Genomic DNA, 16,255 nt, shown 5'->3' on the forward strand with positions numbered 1-16,255 from the left:
CCCCTCGGTGCTGGGGTGGGGCTTTCTTACTGTCCCGGACCTGGCTTGCACCGGATTTTGCACGTTTGGGCCCATTTTTTTACACGGATTGCCCCCCCCCCCCCCCCCGCGGCGGACCAGGGTGGCGCTACCCGCTGCACGCACTTGCTGCAAGCACTTGCCAACCCATATGTGGCGGTGCCACCCTGACCGCCACCGACAACCGTGCAGCGGCAGGCGGGGCTTACTGACCCCAGGGGTGACGTGCGCCCGCACACGGACAAGCCCCCTTTCTCTTCAGCGTGTCCGCTTTAGCCATAATTGCAACTTAAGCCCCCTTCCCCTTTTCGCTCGGACCGTGAGGATTTCAGTGCCCTTACCCTCTTTCGACCACGATGGCCCACTGACCGACGTGCTCCGCGTCGTGGTCACTCAGTCCGAGCGAAGTGTCGCCACCTACCGCAGCGATCCGGGCCGCATTCAGGAAGACGCCAACGGGGAGCGCCGGATTACTCAAGGTGGCTACGGGGAACGGCAGTTGTACGAGCTGGTGCAGAACGGAGCGGACGAACTCCGTGACGGCCGGTCGCCCGGCCGCATCCACGTACTGCTCACGCAGAACCATCTGTACTGCGCCAACGAAGGCAACCCGATATCCCCCGAGGGCGCCGAGACCATTCTGCGTATGGGCGTCTCTCGTAAGCGCTCCGGGCAGATCGGTCGCTTCGGTGTGGGTGTCAAGTCCGTCCTGTCGGTGAGCGACACGCCTGAGTTCTTCAGCGTCACCGGAAGCTTCGGGTTCGATCGCGCATGGTCGGAACGTCTTATCCACGAGGTGCAACCGCAGGCGGCCGAGACGCCCGTCCTGCGCATGGCTCGCCCACTCGATGCGACCAAGGAGCGCCTGGCGGATCCGGTTCTCGACGACCTGCTCGGATGGGCAAGCACCGTGGTCCGACTGCCCTTGCTACCGGGCGCCGCACTGCGTCTGTCCAAGGACATTCGTGAATTCCCCAATGAGTTCCCCCTGTTCTCCCCGCATGTCAGCACCGTCGCCCTGGAGGACCGCCGAAGCACACCGGTCTACCACCGCCAGCTCCACGGTGCGCGTTCGGAACCGACCCACCACGAACTGCGCGTCGTCGACGGCCGCAGGGAAACCGGTCACGAGACCTGGCGTGTCTTCACCACCGATCACCCGCTCCCTGATCACGCCCGTGAGGCGGCCGGAGAGCTGCACGATCGTGCGGTCATCGAGATCGCGTGGGCAGTCCCCGCCACGCCCAGGCACGAACTCGGGAAGTTCTGGGCGTACTTCCCGACCAACTACCCGACGACGCTGCGGGGCATCCTGAATGCGGCCTGGAAGACCAACGAGGACCGCCAGCACCTGCTCGACAAAAGCCCGCTCAACAACGAGCTTCTCGCCGAAGCCGCACGCCTCGTCGTCACGTCACTTCCCGAGCTCACGACGCCCGGCGACCCCGCCTCCTACCTTCCCCTGCTGCCGGGGCGTTCCAAGGAACAGCGGAACTGGGCCGACGGAAAGATCATCGAGAACATCTGGAAGTCCGCCGCCGTCCTGCCCTCACTCCCCGACCAGAAGGGCTCGTTGCGGGTCCCCGCGGACCTACGCGTACATCCCGACGAGGTGCAGCCCGAGTGGCTCGACATCTGGGCGTCCCATGCCGGATGCCCGACACACTGGGTGCACAGGTCAGTGGAGGCGGACCGCGATCGGCGCGGCAAGATGGCCCACATCCTCGGCGCGGCGAAAGTCCAACGTGCCTCTTGTCAGGAATGGTTGGAAGCTCTTGTCGCGGATGGCTCCGCAGAGGCCTCCGTTCGCGCGCTTCGCATTCTGGCCGAAATGCTCCGGGCCGGAAGTCCGTACGCCGCCGAGGCACGTCGCGCCAAAATCCTCCTCACCGAGCAGCACGGGTTGGTGGCCCCCCGAGCCAACACTGTTTTCCGCCGAGTCATCGGGGACAGCCTCCCCAACGAGATGGTTTACCTCCACCCGACTCTCGCCGACGACCCGGCACTGTCGCGTGACTTGGACATCATCGGCATTCATGAGGCGGATGCACTCGGCCGCTTCGAGGCCGTTGTCGACCAAGGCTTCTTTGGCTACACCGACGCGTCCTGGGAAGAGTTCTGGGCTTTGGCCCGGCGCGCCGGCTCGGGGCAGGCGGCCCGCATTCTCACCGCCAAAGTAGGAGATGCCCCGAACAAGCTCAAGGTGCGAACAACCGGTGGCGCCTATCGATTCGTCGCGGACTGCCTGTTGCCCGGTCCCGTCGTCCCGTCCGATGGCTCGCGCGACAAGTTTGTCGCCATCGACACAACCTTCCACAGGGACGATCGCACCCTGTTGAAGGACCTCGGCGCCCTTGACGGCCCCGTTCTCGATCAGGATCCCAGGAGCGAGCCGTGGTACGACGAGTACCTCGACGCGATCCACAAGTGGTACTGCAAGCAACTGCCGGCCGACGCCAAGCGCCCCGCCAAGAGCACTTTGCGACTTGAGGGCGCCAAACCCGCCGGCCCCCTCGGCTTCCTCCCTCGGCTTAGTCAAGAGGGGCGCGCCGCATTCGTCACCGCGTTGCCCGAGCGCGCCATGGTCCGCAATTGGACGCTACAGATAGGGCAACAGGTCCGCACTCAGCAGCCGGTGATGTCACCTCTGCGCTGGATGGTGATGCGCGAGGGCAGGGCCATGACCAATCAAGGTGTCACCGACCTCCGCCTCTGTGTTGGCCCTCAACTGGACCGATACGCCAGGTTGCTCCCAGTGGCACACATGGGCGCACAGCACGCCCAGGCCCTCGAACTCCCCACCACGCTTCAGGAGATCCCGGCCCGAATCCTGGTCGCCCTTTTCAAGGAGATCACGGGAAGCGAGGACGACAAAACGGTCGGCTCCGGGTACGCGCTGCTGGCCCGAGCAGCCTTCGAGTTCCCGCCGGAGGCGGATTCCGGGACGCGGTGCCGAGTCGGGACCGAATGGACGTCACAGCCCGACAGCGAGATCGCGGTCACCGCGAGCGAGGAGGAATATTGTTCGCTGATCCGTGAGTCCGTTCCCGCCCTGTTGGTGGAAAGCGGCGAGGACGCCGACCTGATGATCGATCTCTGGCACATGCGCAGGCCGGACGAGATGATCGAGAAGGAGATCTGGTCGGCCTCGGAGACCGAACCCGAGCTACTGCTCAACCGGTTCCCCGCCCTAACCGTCCGAGTCGGGCAGCAAGCCAACGACTGCTGGTTCAGGCCTTGCACCGCGATCGAAGAGCGAACCCGTACGGCCAACGGAACCAGACCGGCTTCCCGCAAGAGCGCTCTCCAGGACCGCACTGCCCTCATTCTCAATCCAGAGGACGACCTGGAGATCCTTTTCGAGTCCGCCAAGGTCTTCCGTTGGAACCTCGACATCGACGCTTGCAAGCGCATCATCTCGCTGCGGGAACAGCAGAAGGCGAACGAGGAACTCCAGCGCATCGTCCACACCGACAGTGTCATCGACAAATTGCTGCTGCTCGTTGGCGCTGAGGACCTTCGAGCTGGCCTTGACCCCAGCCTGCTCGAGGACGAGTGGCTGACCCACGGAGCAGAACCGACCGACCGACGCATTGCGGAGATCGCCCACAACGCGTTCAAGGACGAAGTACTCCAGGAATACGCGAAGGTGATCTCGGCCCGCTGGACGGAGGCTCCGGGCAGCTTCCGTGGGGATTCCAACGCCCGACGTTTCGTCAATCAGCTTGGATTCCCGGAGTCGTACGCCGGTGTGCGCGCAGTCAATCCTGATCCGATGGAGACGGTCGGTGGGCCTACCGACTTCCCTCAACTACACCCATATCAGGAGCGGTTGGCGACAAACATGTACCTCCTGCTTACCGATCCGGAGCCGCGGAGGGCCATGCTCAGCCTGCCTACGGGGGCGGGAAAGACGCGCGTCGCCGCCGAGGCCGTAATCCGCACGATCAAGGAGAAACGCCCCGAGGGCCCCATCCTTTGGATCGCCCAGACCGAGGAGCTGTGCGAACAAGCTGTCCAGAGTTGGAGGTTCGTATGGTCGATGGTGGGGGCAAAGAACGAAAGCCTCACCATCAGCCGTCTGTGGAGCACGAATTCTGTGACTGATGTGCGGGCGAACACCCATCTGGTGGTGGCCACGGACGCCAAGTTGGAGAGGTGCTTGGCGACAGAAGACTACGACTGGCTCCGCGAGGCTGCCATGGTCATCGTCGACGAGGCGCACACTTCGCTCTCGCCCCGCTACACGGATATCTTCACCCAGCTGGGCATTGCTCGTGGCAGAACCGCTCGACCGTTGGTAGGTCTGACGGCCACTCCTTTCCGGGGCACCAGCACAGAGGAGACCCAGCGGCTCGTTAGCCGATACGGCGGCACGCGTCTGGATCGCGGCGTACTCGCCGAGTACCCCTACCCCGAGCTTCAAAGACTCAGGGTCCTGGCTCAGGTCGAACAGCGTGAACTGCCAGGGATGACACTCCAACTGACCGAGGACGAACGGCTATCGGCCGAGGCTTCCAGAAAGCTACCGGGTTCCGTGGAGCAGCGTATCGCGGACAACCGCGAGCGCAATCGCATGTTGGTCGAAGAGATCGCCGCGTTGCCGCCGGCGTGGCCCGTGCTGCTCTTTGCCACTTCGGTCGCCCATGCCCGCCTCATGTCGGTGAAACTCTCAGACGTAGGGATCCACTCCGAGTCGATTGATGCTTCTACTCCGACCCCGGTCCGACGAAAGCGCGTAAACGAGTTCCGTGAGGGACGTATCCGCGTACTCTCGAACTACGGCGTTCTGGCCCAGGGATTCGACGCCCCCGCGACTCGTGCCGTCGTCGTTGCCCGCCCGACGTACAGCCCCAACGTCTACCAGCAGATGATCGGGCGCGGTCTACGCGGACCACTCAACGGCGGCAAAGAGGAGTGCTTGATCCTCAACGTGCGCGACAACATCCAGAACTACGGACACGAACTGGCTTTCACGGAATTCGAGGAACTGTGGGGGAACAAGTGACCACCGCGTCGTTCACACCCACCGGCAGCTCTCCTCCGCACAGTCACCCACCCCTGACAGCGGAGCAGCGAGCCGTCGTGGACCTGCCCTGGAGCGCGAAGACATTGGTGCTGGCAGGGGCCGGTACAGGCAAGACGCACACCCTCGTGCAGCGCCTCGACACACTCGTCGACCGAGATGAACTGATACCGGGCGAAATCCTCGTCCTGAGCTTCTCGCGCGCCGCGGTGAAGGAGCTCCGCTCCCGCGTCGTAGGCCAAGCGCGGGCCGCACGGCGCATCCAGGTAAAGACGTTCGACGGCTGGGCGACGGGCATCGTACACGACCTCGACCCCGAAGGGGGTTGGCGCGCGGCGCCCTTCGACGATCGCATCAAAGGGGCGACCCTCGCCATCGAGTCCGGCCGTCTTGAGGAACTGTACGAGGACGGCATCAGTCATGTCGTCGTCGATGAGGTGCAGGATCTCGTCGGCGTTCGATGTCGGATGGTCGAGGCGCTGCTGGAGCATCTGCCCCGAGCTGGCTTCACCATGGTCGGTGACCCGGCACAGGCGATCTACGGATTCCAGCTCCCGGTGGAGAAACGCCCCGAAGAGGTCAACGCCTTTTTTCCCTGGCTGCGGAATACATGCTGCGACGACCTCACCGAGCTGCGCCTCACCCGTAACTTCCGAGCAAGCACGTCGACGGCACGACTCGCTCTGAACGAGGGCCCGTTGCTTCAGGCCGACAACCTCTCGGCAGCCGCTTACACGGAGATTCACGACAGGCTGCAGGGGACTCTCGCCCGCACCACCTTCAACTTCGGGCACCTCGACGACGACTTCGCGCTCGGCTCGCTCCGGGAGTTCACCGGGTCCTGCGCCGTGCTGTGCCAAAACAACGCGCAGGCACTCCAGGTGTCGGAGGATCTCTACACGGGCCGTGTTCCCCACCGGCTCCAGCGCTCCGCGCAAGAACGCGTAGTGCCCGCGTGGCTGGCCCTCCTGTTCGGCCTGTCGGAGGGCTCGGCGCTGAGTCGAGGCCGCTTCGAGGAGCTGCTGCCCCGGCTGGGCCTACCGGCCGGAAACGAGGCCGCGATAGTGTGGTCGGCTCTGCTTCGGGCCGACGGCCGTGGCGGTGACCGCAGGGGCATCGACCTCAATCGGGTCCGCAGGGCATTGATGGAGAGGCGGGTCCCGGACGAGCTCGCCGCACAGCCTCCCTCATCCTTGGTGGTGTCCACCGTCCACCGCGCCAAGGGCCTGGAGTTCGACCGCGTTGTCGTGACCGTCCCGAGCACGATCTCGGACCGCAAGAACGGGTGCGCCGACCCGGCCGGCGAAGCGAGGGCCCTGTACGTCGGCATGACCCGCCCGCGCAGCGATCTCTATCATCTCGACCTCCGCCCGGACTGGTACCTCGACAAGGACACGAAAGGCCCCTTTGCCACCAACCGTTGGTATCGAAGGGGCAAGGGTCACGACTCCAAGGGGCAGCGCTACGGGATGGAGGTGCTCGGCGGAGATGTCCTTCGGGAGCGTCCGGCCGGAGCCGACGACGCAAACGCCGACCCGGCGGTGCTCCAGGGCTACTTGGCCGATCGGGTCCGGACAGGGGACGCCGTGGAGCTGGCCCGCCTGGGGACCTTCACATCCTCCGATGGTGAGAGCCCGCGCTACGCCGTCCTCCACGAGGGACGCTGTATCGGTGAGGTCTCCGAGCAGTTCCGCCGTGCCCTATACAGCATCCGCCACGTCTCTCGTAGTTCCCAGGACATGAAGTGGCCGGTCCGGATGCGGCGGCTGCGCATCGACACGGTGGAGACTGTCGCGGGCAGCGACGCCGCAGCCGAGGCTGCGGGCCTGGGAGAACGCGGCATTTGGTTGGCCCCCCGGCTCATCGGCATGGCGAAATTCGAGTGGGAACGCAAGGACGCGGGGGAAGAGAAGAAGTGACCGACAGCCGCCACGAGGCCCACTACACGTTTCGCGGAGAACTGGAACAGCGCGTCGTACGCGATTTGTTCGGACCCACCGACAGCTCCGAGGAGCTGCTGGTCGACCCTCCTGTCACCACGTACCCGATCGGTGTTCTCTTCCCCAAGGAACAGCCCGAGGCGATGGCCGACGAGCCGGACGAGGATCAGGACGTCGACGAGACACTGGTCTCCGACGTCGTCAAGGCTCGTGCGAAGGACGAGGAGAACAACGAAGCCGGTGTGCCGCTGGCCAACCGTCACAAGCCGTCGGCCGCCGGCATCACCTTTGCCGTCGACACCCACCGTGTCGCCGAACTGAGCATCGACGTAGCGGCCGCCCGCTACGAGCCGGTCGACGAGCAGGGCAACAGGACAGAGGCGAAGCGTGCGCAGACGCGCACCACCGGCGACACGGGTGTGCGTTGGAAACGCAGTTACGCCCGGACGACAAGCATCCGCCTGCCTGTCGCCGAGCCCGACCCCCGGTGGCACCATCCAGTCATGAAGGGCCTGGAGCTCCAGGCCGTCATACGACCTGCCGATGCGTCCGGTGTGGCCGCGGTAACCCTCACCCTGGTCAACAAGGAAGACGCTCCTGCCGAGGGCATGCAGGACGAGTACTGCTTCTTCCAGCCCCGCCTGGTCGTCCGAGCACCGGAGGGTTCGCACGCCCTCGTCGAGCGTCGCCGACGGGGCAGGCATCACGACGCGGAGCTCGACGTAATGCGGCTCCTCTATCGCTACGCTCCCGCGTTCGCCACGGGACACGGTTGTGCGGCCGACTGGACGTGGCAGCCCCCGACCCCGAACCGAATGCCCGACCCTGAGGAGCGCACCGGTATCGACGAGGTGCGGATCGCTTTCGTCCCCTCGTACGAGGTGCTACTCACCGACTCCAATCCGCACATCGATACGGGTTCGCTCGGCATGCTGCGCCTCTCCGAGGCCACGTCGCATGATGTGGTCGCCACCCTGCGCACGCTGCTCGGCGGCTATGAGAAGTGGATCGGCGAGCGGGAGCGGGATGCCGAAGAACTGGCTGCCACCGAATTCGGCGACATGGCCCGGGAGCAGATCGCACTGTGCAAGCAGGTGCTGAAGCGCATGCACAGCGGCGTCGACCGCCTCGCCACCGACGCGACGTGCATGGAGGCGTTTCAGTTCGCCAATCGGGCCATGGCCGACCAGCGGGCACGAAGCGACTGGATCAAAGGCGATCGTCAGGGCACGCCGCAGCCCGAGAAGGGCGAGTGGCGTCCCTTCCAGATCTGTTTCGTGCTGCTCTGCCTCGACGGTGTGGCCGATCCCACCCACTCCGACCGCGAGGTCGCTGACCTGCTCTGGTTCCCGACCGGTGGTGGCAAGACCGAGGCATACCTCGGTCTGATGGCCTTCACGATCTTCCTGCGACGGCTGCGCCTGGGCCCGGCAGGTGGCGGTGTCACGGTCCTGATGCGCTACACCCTGCGGCTGCTCACCCTACAACAGTTCGAGCGCGCGACAGCCCTGATGTGTGCCATGGAGATGATCCGGCTGCGGGTGGGGCACCGACTGGGCACCGAGAAGATCACGATCGGTATGTGGGTCGGGCAGTCCGCCACTCCCAATCACCTCAAGGACGCCAGAAAGAACCTGAACAAGCTGCAAAACGGCCAGCCCGTCCCCAAGGAGAACCCCGTACAGCTGCGTGCCTGCCCGTGGTGCGGCACCGGTCTCGGGCCCGAGCACTACTCGGTCACCCACGTCGCGATGAGTGTCGAGTGCCCCAATACAACCTGCGATTTCCACTTCGGGCTACCGGTCCACGTGATTGACGAGACGGTTTACGCGGCACGCCCCACCCTCGTCATCGCCACCGTCGACAAGTACGCGATGGTGCCGTGGCAGGAGAGGGCCGCCGCCCTCTTCAATCGCAACCGTCCGGCGGACGACACCCCGCCGCCGGAGCTGATCATCCAGGACGAGTTGCACCTGATCTCCGGTCCCCTCGGTACCTTGACCGGTCTGTACGAGACCATGGTAGACCTCGCCGCGAACACGCCGAAGGTCATTGCCTCCACTGCGACCATCCGTCGCGCCAAGCAGCAGGGCCAGGCGCTGTTCCGCCGCGAGGTGCAGCAGTTCCCGCCCACCGGCCTCGACGCCCGCGACTCGTGGTTCTCCGTGGAGACCCCCAGCAAGGACAAGGCCTCGCGGAGATACGTCGGTCTGCTCGCGCCCGCCACCAGCCAGTCGAGCCTGCTGGTACGCGCCTATGCCGCACTGCTCCACAACGCCGCCGGTATCGAGGGCAACGAGGAGGTTCGCGACGCCTATCTGACTCTGGTCGGCTACTTCAACAGTCTCCGCATTCTGGCCGCCGCCGAACTCCAGGTCAGGGACGACGTCGACGACCGGCTGAAGCTGTTGGCCGAACGCGACGGGTGTGATCAGCGCGAACTCGACGAACCGACCGAGCTCACCAGCCGGGTGGACGCCAGCGACATCCCTACGTACCTCAAGGACCTGGAACGCGCCCACCCGCTCCGGAGTGTGGTGGACGTGCTGCTCGCCACGAACATGATCTCGGTGGGCGTCGACGTCGACCGCCTGGGCCTGATGGCCATCATGGGCCAGCCGCAGACGACCGCCGAGTACATCCAGTCCAGCAGCCGTGTGGGCCGAAAGCACCCCGGCCTGGTCGTGACCCTCTACAACTCGTCCCGATCCCGCGACCGTTCGCACTACGAGAACTTCACCGCGTACCACTCGGCGCTCTACCGGCAGGTGGAATCCACGAGCGTCACCCCGTTCTCCCCCCGAGCACGCGACCGGGCACTTCACGCGGTACTGATCGGTCTGGCCCGCGTCATGATCGAGAAGGCGCGCCCCAAGAGCGCCGCCGGCAAGGTGGAGCAGTTCGTCGACGCCCTGTACGAGTTGGCCGCCAGGATCGTCGACCGCGCCCGGGACATCGCTCTGGCAGAGTTCGACACTCCGGAGGACTCGAAAGCCGTGGAGGCCGCCGACGCGCTCGCAGCCGATGTCGAGTCCGAACTGCAGGCCATTATCGAAGCCTGGCGGGACTACGCCGAAGAGCAGAACGACTACTCCGAGGGCTTCGTCTACGAAGGGTGGCGGGGCGCACGCCCCGCGCTCCTCGCCCCCTATGCCGAAGCCGAGGAGGGCCAACTCCCCTTCGCCACGCTGACCAGCATGCGCGCCGTGGACGCCGAGTCCGACCTGTTCGAGGAGAAGTGAGATGACCAGCACCTCCCGCCCCGGTGACGGGGACTCCCGCTTCGCGCGCCTAGCCCGCCCCGCCGCCCCGCGGAGACGTGGATCCGCCCGCCGGTCCCAGGTGATCACGACGTACGGCGTCGGCTCGATGATCGCCATCGAGAGCGAGTCCTTCATCGTGCGCGGCATCGACTCCTGGCACGTGCCCGAGGAGTTCGGGCTGACCGAACCCCGTCTCCAACACGCGCTCCGCGTCGACGGCTTCCACCTTCCGCCGGCCTCGGCGGACAGCCATCCCCGCACAGACGGCGTACACATCGCGCGTTTCCCCCGGTGGTACTCCTGCCCCAAGTGCAAGGTGCTTGCCGAGCACGCGAAGCTCAAGGCGGACCGCAACAGCAACAAATGCTCCGGGGACGCATGCGGCCTGGCCGAGCTGACACCCTCCCGATTCGTGGCCGTTTGCGAGAACGGCCACCTCGACGACTTCCCTTACTGGAAGTGGGTCCACAAGGGAACCGGGCCCTCTTCTTCCGGCACGAGGCACGAGCTGACCCTCCATGCCACCGGCCGCACCGCCGCACTCCGCTCCATCGAGGTCCACTGTTCCTGCGGGAAGAAGCAGTCCATGGAGGGTGCTCTCGGCCGTGCGGCCCTCGAGTCCCTGGGTATCAAGTGCTCCGGAGCGCGCCCCTGGCTCAAGGGTGCCGACGCCGAGGACTGCCTCGCCAAAACTCGGGCCATCCAACGCGGTTCGTCAACGGCCTGGTTCCCCCAGGTCGCCTCTGCCCTGACGATCCCGCCGTGGTCCGAGGGCGCGAACAAGGTGATACGCCCGTACGTGTCCAGCCTCCTGGGACGCGGCGACGAGTTCATCCTCGAGTACGTCGACGCCACCACGCCGCTCCGCAAGAGCGGATACGAGGCGGCCGATCTGCTCGCCGCCCTACGCATCGCACAGCGCTCCATGGAGAAGAAGGACGCAGACGAGAACGACGCCGCTGTCGTATCGGAGGACCCGATACGCCGGGACGAGTACGAGCAGCTCCAGCGGGCCACTCGACCCGACCCTCACGGCGTCAAGCCCGACTTCGAATGCCTGGAGGCCGGCGAACTCGACAAGGTCACGAAGGATTTGGGCATCGAACAGGTCATGCTCGTCCCGCGTCTGAGGGAGGTCCGCGCGATGACTGCGTTCACCCGCCTCGACCCGCCGAACCGGGCCGCCCCCGAGAAAATGGCGAGCCTGGCCAAGAACCCCCAGGGATGGCTGCCCGCGATCGAGGTTATCGGTGAGGGTGTCTTCTTCCGCCTGTCGAGCGAGCAGGTCAAGACGTGGGAGGAGCGGGCCGCCGTGGCTGAGCGCGCGGAGAGCGTCCTGAAACACCACCAAGCACTCCTCGCGAAGCAGGCGGGTCCGGACGGCACGCCGGACGAATCCCCGGTAAGCGCACGGCTGCTGCTCCTGCACACTCTCGCGCACGTACTGATCAACGAGTGGAGCCTCGACAGCGGCTACCCTGCCGCGTCCCTGCGTGAGCGGCTCTACGTGGACGACGACATGCTGGGCGTTCTGATCTATACGGCAACCAGTGACTCCGCCGGAAGCCTGGGCGGCCTTGTGAAGCAGGGAGAGCCTGCTTCCTTCGCCGCATCGTTGGATGCGGCGCTGGCTCGATCGAGCTGGTGCTCCGCCGACCCTCTGTGCATCGAATCGACTGTTTCAGGTGCTGACAACGTAAATATCGCCGCCTGCCACTGTTGTGTGCTACTGCCCGAAACGAGCTGTGAGTCTTTCAATCGCTTTCTCGACCGGGTCATGCTGATCGGAACTCCGGCGAACCCTGAGTTGGGGCTCTTCAACACTCATTCCTGAGTCCACTCGCTGGACGCCCAGCGAGCCTGAAAGAGGGCCCGCTCCAGGCGGGCCCTCCTGAGGTGTGGCATGTGTCGCCAGTGCGTCAGTCCTCGTCGTGGTCGCCCTCGAAGTCGTGGTCGCCCTCGAAGTGGCCCGCGGCGTCGGTGATGCCCGCCGGGCCGCCCAGGTTTTCGTAGGCGAAGGCGCCGCGCATGCCGCCGTCGTGGTGGTCGCTGTCGAAGTGGCCTGCGGCCTCGGTGATGCCGGCGGGGCCGCCGAGGTTCTCGTAGGCGAAGCCGGCCCGCACGCCCTCGTGGTCGTCGTCGGCGAGGGCGGTGCCGCTGGCGCCCAACACGGCGGCGGCGGTGAGGGCGGTGACAGCCAGGGCGGTACGGATACGCATGGGGTCCCTTTCGGTGCGCGATCACGGGGTGTGTTCACTGCGGTCAGTGGTCCCGCAGTGGTCTGCGTGTTCAGTGTGTTCAGGTTTGCCCTATTTACTGATCGCGCAGACGTGGTCCGTCTCAATTCACTCGCACAGCGGCGGGCGCCCATGGACCTGCGCCCGCCTAACCCACCCGTTCGTCCCAGTCGATCCGGTGCTCGAACTGCCACGCACCCCACACCGCTCCCCCGCCCCCGCCCACCTTCGTCGCCACCGGCAGGACCGCGTCCCGCAGCGCGCGGCTCAAGGGCCCCGCCGGCTTTGGGGTGGCCGTGCGGGCCGCGGCTGACGTGGCCGTCGATGTCGCCGTCGCGTGTTTGAGGATGCGGTCCACCCTGGGGCGGCGCAGGGTCTCGTACGCCTTGAAGGCCTTGCCCGGGGGCAAGTCCCGTAGGCAGCGGGCCAGTTCGAATGCGCTTTCCGTGGCCAGCGAGACTCCCTGGCCCGATGTCGCCGGTGTCGCGTGCGCCGCGTCGCCGATCAGGATCATTCGGCCCCTGCTCCAGGAGGTCACCGGGGGCATCGTTTCTGTGGGGCCCGTGATCAGCAGGTCCTCGGGGGCCGTGTCCCGGACCAGGTCCGGTGCCGGAGTGCGGTCGTCCGCGAACGCCTCGCCCAGGCGCCGCAGCCACTCCCCCGCGCCCACCGCCTGCGCCTCCGCCGACGTCATCGGCTCGCGGTGCGGCAGGTTCACGAACCAGGCCGCCGAACCGTCGTCGAAGATCTGGTAGCCGAAGTAGGCCTTCTTGCCGTAGCACATGTACAACACCCCCTCGGTGGAGGGGAGTTGCGTCGCGCTTACGCGTGCCGTGAACGTCAGCACTCCCGCGTAGTGCGGCTTCGGCGTCGTCGGGTCGATGAGCGCGCGCACCGTCGAGCGCAGGCCGTCCGCGCCGATCAGGATGTCCGCCTTCGCCAGGGAGCCGTCCGAGAAACGCGCCGTCACCCCCGCGCCCGTGTCGGTCGCGTCCAGCAGGCGCTTGCCCCGGTGGAGAGGGACACCTCGGCGCGACGCCTCCGCGGTCAGCACCTCACCCAGTTCCGTGCGCCAGACGAAGCGCGTCGTCGGGAGGTCGGCGGGCGGGGTCAGCTGCGCCAGGTGCCTGCCCGTCCAGCTGCGCAGGCCGAGCGACGTCACCGGGGTGCCGATCGCGCTCACCGTCTCCGCCGCGTCGATCGCCTCCAGCGCCTGCATGCCGTTCGGGGCGATCGTCATCCCGCCGCCACGGCCACCGGACTTGGTGTTGTACGCGGCGTGCGCCTCACCCGCCCTCGCCTCGCCCGCCCGAGCCTCGCCGGCCCTCGTCTCGCCCGCCGTCGCCTCGTACACCGCCGCCTCGATGCCCGCCTTGCGCAGCGCCATCGCCGCCACCGGGCCCGCGACACCACCCCCGATGACCAGGGCTGTTCGGGTGCGGCGGTCAGTGGTGGCGGGCGTGGTTCGCGCGGTCATCTCTACTATCGGTCCCTCGTCGGCTGAGCCTTCGAGCGCGCCGCGGAGGCGCAGCGCACACCCTCACCAACCTACGCGGCACAGACCCCCTCGCCGCAAGGCTTTCCCGGCGCGTTAGCCTCGGGAGACCCGGGCCGAAAGCCCATAAAGAACGTTTCGGCCGGAAGCATTCACTGCAGGCCGGGGAAGCGAGGCAGGCATGGCCGGCGAGGCAACCATGGCGAAGGTACCGGCAGCCGTCGTGGCCGCGAGCGGACTCGTCGGCGGGTACGCCGTCGCCCGCTGGACCAAGAAGCGGCCCCTCGGCGGCCTCGTCCTCGCCGCCGCGGGAACCGCCGCCGCTCAGCAGTGGCGCGCCACGGCCGGGGGCAAGACCGCTGCCGCGCTCACCGCCACGTACGTCGCCGCCTTCGCCGGGTCCCACCCGCTCGCCAAGAAGGTCGGCGCCTGGCCCGCCGTCTTCAGCGTCGCGGGCGGGGTCGGTCTCGCGTCGTGGGTACTCGCCGACCGACGCAAGTAACCCCCCGGGCCGACCGACACAAGTAACCCCCGCCCGGACCCCCCAAACCCCCCAAACCGCCCGGACCGCCCGGACCGACCGGACCGACCGCACGCGGTGGTTCAGTCCTCGTCGGCCCTGAACAGCCGCGCGAAGCCCGCCACCGCGAGCACCCCCGCCCCCATCACGAGCACGAAGAACCCCCACGCCAGCGGCCACACCGCCGCGTCCGGCTCCGGATGGCTGTCAAAGGAGACGTACATCAGCGTCGCCGGCGGGCCCGCCACGAGGAGCAGCGCCCACGCCAGGCGGTCCCGGAAGCCGAAGTAGGCCGCCAGGGCCAGCATCGAGACGGTCAGGGCGGCTATCCCGAGCGCCGTCACCGGCGATGTCTCGTTGAGCGCGCCGGGCGTCTCGGGGCGGTTGCGCAGGTCCCAGGGCAGGCACAGGAGGTACGCCGCCGCCGCGAGGCCCGCGCCCAGCAAGCGCGTCACCCAGCGCCGCAGCGGCGGGCTGCCGGGCAGGGACGTCAGCAGGTTCCGCGGAGTCATGAAGCTCAGTTCATGTCCGGAGCCGCGCGGGCTCATCTTCATGCCCATGCGCGCCCTCACGCCGCGCGGGCTCATCCGCACGCCCACGCGCCGGCTCATCCGCGGGCTCATGTTCATCGACTTTGCCGTCATGCGTACGAGCCTGTCGACCTCCCCGGGGGCGCGACAGAGTACGCGTACTCAGACCGGCCCCTGGGGAAGTCAGCCCCTCAGGCAGGCCCATCCCTCTGCCCCCGCCCCCTGAACGTCACCCGATAGGCCCCCGGCGACACCCCGACCCCCGCCTGGAAGTGCTGCCTCAGCGACGCGCCCGTGCCGAAGCCCGCCTCCGTCGCGATGCGGTCGACCGTGCGGTCCGTCTCCTCCAGGAGCTCCCGCGCCCGGTCCACGCGGCGCTGCGTCAGCCACTGCATCGGCGTCAGGCCCGTCTCCTCGCGGAAGCGGCGGCTGAAGGTGCGCACGCTCATCGACTCCTGCCCGGCAAGATCGGCCAGCGTCAGGGGCTCCCCCAACCGCTTCTGGGCCCACTCCCTGGCCCGGCCCGTGGACGTCAGCCGCGGCTCGGCCACCGGGCGGCGGATGTACTGGGCCTGGCCGCCCTCGCGGTGCGGGGGTACGACGGTGCGGCGGGCCACCTCCGCCGCCACCGCCGCGCCGTGGTCGCCGCGGATCATGTGCAGGCACAGGTCGATGCCCGCGGCCTCGCCCGCGGAGGTGAGGACCTGGCCCTCGTCGACGTACAGGACGTCGGGATCGACCGTCACGGCAGGGAACGTACGGGCGAAGAGGTCCGCCGACAGCCAGTGCGTCGTCGCCCTGCGGCCGTCCAGGAGGCCCGCTGCCGCGAGGACGAAGGCGCCGGTGCAGATGGAGGCGATACGGGCATCGGCGGCGGATCGCAGCACGTCCGCCAGGGCCGGCGGCAGCCCGCCCGGCGCCAGCGACTCGTCCTCCTCGTGCGAGGCGGGGACGATCACCGTGTCCGCGGCGGCCACCGCCTCGGGGCCGTGCTCGGCGAGGACGGGGAAGTCCGCGTCCGTGCGGACGAGGCCGGGGGTCAGGGCGCAGGTCGTCAGGTCGTAGAGGCGCGCGCCCCGTGCCGAGCGCGCGTTGCCGAACAGCTGGTGGACCAGGCCGAGTTCCATGGGCAGCACGCCGTCGCGCACGAGCACGGCCACCCGGTGGACACCCACGACACTCACGCCTCCCTCTCCGCTCATGCCCCGGATCTTCCCACCCGGCTC

Annotated in this window: 9 protein-coding genes; 5 read left to right on the plus strand and 4 right to left on the minus strand. The window is 67.4% G+C overall.

The window, feature by feature from the left end:
• Positions 1–337 precede the first annotated feature (337 nt).
• From ACWFRU_RS30125 to drmB, 4 genes are read left to right on the plus strand one after another with little or no spacing between them, the layout of a single operon-like run.
• Positions 338–5,026: a DEAD/DEAH box helicase gene (locus ACWFRU_RS30125; RefSeq protein WP_453691268.1), complete on the plus strand. Its 4,689-nt coding sequence runs from the start codon at positions 338–340 to the stop codon at positions 5,024–5,026.
• Complete coding sequence (locus tag ACWFRU_RS30130) at positions 5,023–6,963, plus strand: UvrD-helicase domain-containing protein (protein ID WP_453691269.1); 1,941 nt, start codon at positions 5,023–5,025, stop codon at positions 6,961–6,963. Before ACWFRU_RS30125 ends, ACWFRU_RS30130 begins: the two co-directional genes overlap by 4 nt.
• Complete coding sequence (locus ACWFRU_RS30135; protein ID WP_453691270.1) at positions 6,960–10,226, plus strand: helicase-related protein; 3,267 nt, start codon at positions 6,960–6,962, stop codon at positions 10,224–10,226. Before ACWFRU_RS30130 ends, ACWFRU_RS30135 begins: the two co-directional genes overlap by 4 nt.
• 1 nt (position 10,227) lies before the next feature.
• Positions 10,228–12,081: a DrmB family protein gene (gene drmB / locus ACWFRU_RS30140; RefSeq protein ID WP_453691271.1), complete on the plus strand. Its 1,854-nt coding sequence runs from the start codon at positions 10,228–10,230 to the stop codon at positions 12,079–12,081.
• An 85-nt stretch (positions 12,082–12,166) separates the two neighbouring features.
• Here the strand turns inward: drmB and ACWFRU_RS30145 are convergent, their stop codons facing one another.
• Together ACWFRU_RS30145 and ACWFRU_RS30150 are read right to left on the minus strand one after the other, a co-directional pair.
• Positions 12,167–12,466: a hypothetical protein gene (locus ACWFRU_RS30145; RefSeq protein WP_453691272.1), complete on the minus strand. Its 300-nt coding sequence runs from the start codon at positions 12,464–12,466 to the stop codon at positions 12,167–12,169.
• A gap of 166 nt (positions 12,467–12,632) precedes the next feature.
• Positions 12,633–13,961, minus strand: coding sequence for an FAD-dependent oxidoreductase (locus tag ACWFRU_RS30150; protein ID WP_453691273.1), 1,329 nt, complete (start codon positions 13,959–13,961; stop codon positions 12,633–12,635).
• Positions 13,962–14,178: 217 nt separating this feature from the next.
• Here ACWFRU_RS30150 and ACWFRU_RS30155 point away from each other — a divergent pair, with 217 nt between their 5' ends.
• Complete coding sequence (locus tag ACWFRU_RS30155) at positions 14,179–14,481, plus strand: hypothetical protein (RefSeq protein ID WP_453691403.1); 303 nt, start codon at positions 14,179–14,181, stop codon at positions 14,479–14,481.
• A gap of 101 nt (positions 14,482–14,582) precedes the next feature.
• On the opposite strand, the gene ACWFRU_RS30160 is transcribed toward ACWFRU_RS30155, so the two are convergent.
• On the minus strand, positions 14,583–15,143 hold the full coding sequence (locus ACWFRU_RS30160; RefSeq protein WP_453691274.1) for a hypothetical protein: 561 nt from the start codon (positions 15,141–15,143) through the stop codon (positions 14,583–14,585).
• 77 nt (positions 15,144–15,220) lie between these two features.
• Entirely contained in the window at positions 15,221–16,231 is a 1,011-nt protein-coding gene (locus ACWFRU_RS30165) for a GlxA family transcriptional regulator (protein ID WP_453691275.1), read from the minus strand.
• Between the last annotated feature and the right edge of the window lie 24 nt (positions 16,232–16,255).

Source organism: Streptomyces sp. NPDC055099, assembly GCF_053607685.1.

What these genes read in the sequence shown, in the direction of transcription:
- ACWFRU_RS30155 (WP_453691403.1), top strand. Translation starts at nt 14,179, where the DNA reads ATGGCGAAGGTACCGGCAGCCGTCGTGGCCGCGAGCGGACTCGTCGGC.
- ACWFRU_RS30145 (WP_453691272.1), bottom strand. Translation starts at nt 12,466, where the DNA reads ATGCGTATCCGTACCGCCCTGGCTGTCACCGCCCTCACCGCCGCCGCC.
- ACWFRU_RS30165 (WP_453691275.1), bottom strand. Translation starts at nt 16,231, where the DNA reads ATGAGCGGAGAGGGAGGCGTGAGTGTCGTGGGTGTCCACCGGGTGGCC.
- ACWFRU_RS30150 (WP_453691273.1), bottom strand. Translation starts at nt 13,961, where the DNA reads ATGACCGCGCGAACCACGCCCGCCACCACTGACCGCCGCACCCGAACA.
- ACWFRU_RS30160 (WP_453691274.1), bottom strand. Translation starts at nt 15,143, where the DNA reads ATGACGGCAAAGTCGATGAACATGAGCCCGCGGATGAGCCGGCGCGTG.
- drmB (WP_453691271.1), top strand. Translation starts at nt 10,228, where the DNA reads ATGACCAGCACCTCCCGCCCCGGTGACGGGGACTCCCGCTTCGCGCGC.